Source organism: Candidatus Marivariicella framensis (assembly GCF_982709265.1).
In genome coordinates this window covers 1-4,688 of the sequence record NZ_CEXPNT010000044.1, presented here as the reverse complement: position 1 = coordinate 4,688, position 4,688 = coordinate 1, and the positions used below count along the sequence as shown (strand labels likewise).

2 protein-coding genes are annotated in these 4,688 nt (G+C 34.6%); both read right to left on the bottom strand.

The window, feature by feature from the left end; translation table 11 throughout:
• The coding region (locus AC34EU_RS08685) for an N-acyl-D-amino-acid deacylase family protein (RefSeq protein WP_489696220.1) at positions 1 to 1,630 on the bottom strand (1,630 nt) is incomplete at its 3' end.
• Positions 1,631 to 1,639: 9 nt separating this feature from the next.
• Positions 1,640 to 4,688, bottom strand: a 3,049-nt coding sequence (locus tag AC34EU_RS08680; RefSeq protein WP_489696219.1) for a WD40/YVTN/BNR-like repeat-containing protein, incomplete at its 5' end; no start/stop codon positions are given.

Below are 4,688 nucleotides of genomic sequence, written 5' to 3'. Positions count from 1 at the left end.
CACCAGTATGTTCGCCATCTTTTAATACTTGCTCCCCGTTTACAAACACATGTACCATTCCTGTCGATAGTTGATGAGGTTCAGTAAAAGTTGCATGGTCTTGAATAGTTTCAGGATTAAAAATAGCTAAGTCTGCGAAATAACCTTTAGCAAGGTTCCCACGGTTTTTAATTTTTAAGTTAGAAGCTGGTAATGATGTTAATTTTCTGACAGCTTCTTCAATTGAAATTATTTGCTCATCTCTAACATACTTCCCTAGTAATCTAGAAAAATTTCCATAAGCTCTAGGGTGTGTACTTGAATTTAAAAAAACCCCTTCTGGAGTCATTGAGGAAGCATCAGATCCAAAACTCATATAAGGTAATGCAATTTGTTTTTTTATATTCTCTTCTGACATCAAAAAGTAAACAGTTCCAACACGACTACCATCTGCAATTACTAAATCCATTGCAGTTTCTTCAGGTGATTTACCATGTATAATAGCAACCTCTGTTAAAGTTTTACCGGTATAATGCCGTAAACTATCATTTTTAAAACCAACTAACAATAAATTATCTGAAGTTCCTGCAGCATACATTAAATTTTCCCATTTGTCAGTTGGAGTTGTCATTTCTCCTAAAACCCTTTGACGTATTTTTGGGTCTTGCAAACGTTCTGCCCATTTTTTGTAACCACCTTCTTGAACCCAAGGAGGCATGGAAGCATCCAAACCTGTTGCTCCAGCAACATAATTATACATATTAGTTGTTATACTTAAACCTGCTGTCCTAGCAGAGTCAATTTTTTTAACAACTTCATCATATTTACTCCAATTTTCTTTACCACTCATTTTTAAGTGATATATTTCTGCGCGAATATCAGCTTCATTTGCTATACGCATTAATTCATCAATACTTTGTAACAGACGATTTCCTTCACTACGCATATGTGAAATATAAAGTCCATTATATTCTGATGCAACTTTGCATAATGCAATCAATTCTTCTGTACTTGAATAAAAAGCAGGTGCATAAATTAATGATGAACCAACACCAAGAGCACCATCTTCCATAGCTTGTCTTACCATTTGTTTCATAGAGGTCAATTCTTCATCTGTTGGAGCACGATCCTCATATCCTATATGGTTGATTCTAACTGTAGTTGCACCAATAAATGAAGCTACATTTGGTGAAATACCACGTTTTATTAATGATTGTAAATATTCATCTAGTGAATTCCAATCAACGTCGTATTTAATATCTCCTTGTGCTGTTGGTAATTGTAAATCCTTTTTTAAATCTTTACTTAATGGACCCATAGACCAGCCTTCACCAAAAACCTCTAAAGTGACTCCCTGTCTAATATCACTCTGGGATCTACCATCTTCTATTAATGATTCGGTTGCCCAAGAAAGTACATTTATAAAACCAGGTGCAACAACCAAACCACTTGCATCTATCTCTGAGGTTCCTGTTCCTTTTATCTTTCCAACAGCTGCAATAGTGTCTGCATTAATACCAACAGATCCAATATAAGTTGGGTTTCCTGAGCCATCAGCAATTGTTCCATTTTTGATTAAAATATCATAATTGATAGGCGGAGAACAGCTAAATATTAACAGTAACAGTATTAGAGTTTTGAATAGTTTCATAATATTTAATTAAAATAACTCTTTAGCTTGAATTTTAAGCTTATTAAATTTTCTCACATAACCTGACAGCTCATTCTTTAATAGTTTGAAAACTTCAATTGAACCTGCCGTAGGAAGACCGTCTCCACTTTCAACACTTTTTCTTAAATACGCTAACCTATTATTTACTTTAATTGGAAAATTTAATGGGTCTTGACCACTTTGATTCTTTACTTGATATATACTAGATTCTATAGTTTCAAAATCAGAGATTAATACTTTGATTTTTTTTGATCTAGAACTATCAAACCCTTTAGTTCCATAAACTGAGGAAATATCATAAATATTATTCAACTTTTCTTTAATTGAACGAATTTCAATTACACTTTTATTCGCAAGATCAGTTTGCATCATTATACTCATTGCAAAGTCAAATTGTTTGTTAATAACGGTATCTGAAACAGCTATTCTTGGATCTTTTCTTACTTCAAAAACAGTTTCATACATATTATCATCTATGATTAGCTGAAATCTATATTGTCCAGGAGGAGCAATTGGCCCAAGTGTTGGTTTTGCAGACCAGATTACCATACCCTCAAAATCTCTAGCTCCTTGATATCTTAGATTCCATTTGTAATTGTTTAATCCGCTATTCATTGTTGGGTTTTTATTATCCGCTCCAAACCATGAAGAAGATTCATCCTTTGTTTGATCATCAGTAACACCCTCTTTTTCTAATACAATTCTGTTTTTACTATCAAGTATTTTAATTGATAGTTTTTTGGGTGTAGATGGAAGGTAATATTTAATTTCAGCGTCTTGAACTCTTCTGGTTGCAAAATATACATCATAAAGATGTGGCTTTTGTTTGTCAACTTTTGACATTTCTCTTATTGGCGAAATATCATCAAGTATATAAACTGACCTTCCATGAGTACCAACCACTAAATCTTTTTCGGTAACTATTAAGTCAGATATTTGAGTGTCTGGAAGATTTAAACTTATTGACTCCCAATTATCTCCATCATTATAAGAAACCCATACTTCGTGTTCACCACCAGCATACAATAGACCAGGAATTTTTAAATCTTCACGAATCACATGTAGGAAGTCATCATTTCTAATACCATTTATTATCTTACTCCATGTCTTACCATAATCGTGTGTTTTCCATAAATATGGTTTTCTATCATCCATTTGATATCTTTTTCCAGCTATATATATAGTCCCTGGATTATGTTTAGACTCCTCTATTATACTAATTCTGGTATCTTTTGGCATATCTGGAGGTGTTATGTTTTTCCATGACTTTCCATGATCTTGAGTCAGATGGACTAATCCATCATCAGACCCAGCCCATAATGTGTTTTCATCATAACTTGACGGAACTAAGGAAAATATAGTGGCGTAAATCTCTGGACCATTCATATCATTTGTAATCACTCCTCCGGTTTTTCCAAGTGTTTTAGGATCGGCATAAGTAAGATCAGGACTTATTTTTGACCAACTTTGTCCATCATCTTCTGATACCCAAACATGTTGAGAGCTGGTATAGAGTTTACTTGAATTTAAGGGTGAAAAAATTATTGGGAATGTCCATTGCCATCTCTCTGGTAATTCACTTGCAGGTTCTCCAGAAAAAAATCTTGGGTAGACCTGAATATCTCTTTTAAATCCAGTTTTTCTATCAAATTTTGTAAGTAATGCTCCCTGACTACCAGCATAAAACCAGTCAAGATTTGATGGGTGTTGTGTAATATAACCAGATTCACCTCCTCCTACAGGATAATAATATTGTTTATGTGGACCACGTGCTTGCTTAAAATTCCACCCCTCAGAAGGAACACACATTGTGGAGTTGTCTTGCTGAGCCCCACAAACATAATAAGGGAAATCTTTTGTTACCATAATATGGTATAGCTGAGAAGTTGGAAAATCAAGATCGGTCCAAGTCTTTCCCCCATTAACAGAAACACAACCTCCCCCATCGTTTGCATTTGCCATTCGGGATGGGTTTTGAGAATCTATCCATAAATCATGGTTATCACCATGTGGCACAATTATTCTTGTATCAAACGTTTTTCCACCATCAGTAGACTTATAAAATCCAGTATTCAATGCATATACTGTATTTTCATCCTTTGGATCAGCGTAAATTCTACTATAATAGAAAGCTCTTTGCCTTAATTTACGCTCATCATTAACTAAACTCCATGATTCACCTGCATCTTCAGATGAATAAACTCCCCCATTATCAGATTCAACCAAAGCCCACAACTTATTGGAATTAGCAGGTGAAACTGTAATTCCTATTTTACCTAGTGGTCTTTTTGGAAATCCCTTATTTTCTGAAATATCTACCCATGAATCTCCTCCATCCTCGGATTTATATAGGCTACACTCGGGACCACCTCCTAGCATTTTATAAGGGGTTCTGTATACTTGCCAAAATGATGCATATAATATATCTGGATTATTAGGATCAAGAATCATATCGATTGCTCCAGATTTAGGGCTTTTGAATAATATCTTTTTCCAATTCTTTCCTCCATCAACAGATTTAAAAACTCCCCTTTGCTCGTTTTCTCCATAAGGATGTCCTAATGCAGCTACATATAACACATCAGGATTTGTTGGATGTATTCTGATTTTTGAAATAGCCTGGGTGTCTTCAAGTCCAATATGATTCCAAGTTAAACCAGCATCAATTGATTTATAAACACCATCCCCTTGCATAATATTTCCTCTTAATTCAGTCTCACCCATTCCAATATATATAATGTCAGGGTTAGACTCTGAAACTGCAACTGCTCCAACTGAAGAACTTTTTATTTGTCCATCAGTAACAGGATTCCATGTTTGTCCACCATCGGTAGTTTTCCATAAACCTCCCCCTACAGCTCCAAAATAGTATTCATTGATTCTTGATGATCCTGCAACAGCTAATGACCTGCCACCACGATCGGGTCCTATATTCCTCCAATGAAGAGAGTTTATAATACTGTCATTTAAAGTGTTTGGAGTTGCTTGAAGACTTAGAGTAATAAATAAAAAGAATGTTAATTTAATTTTCATAATA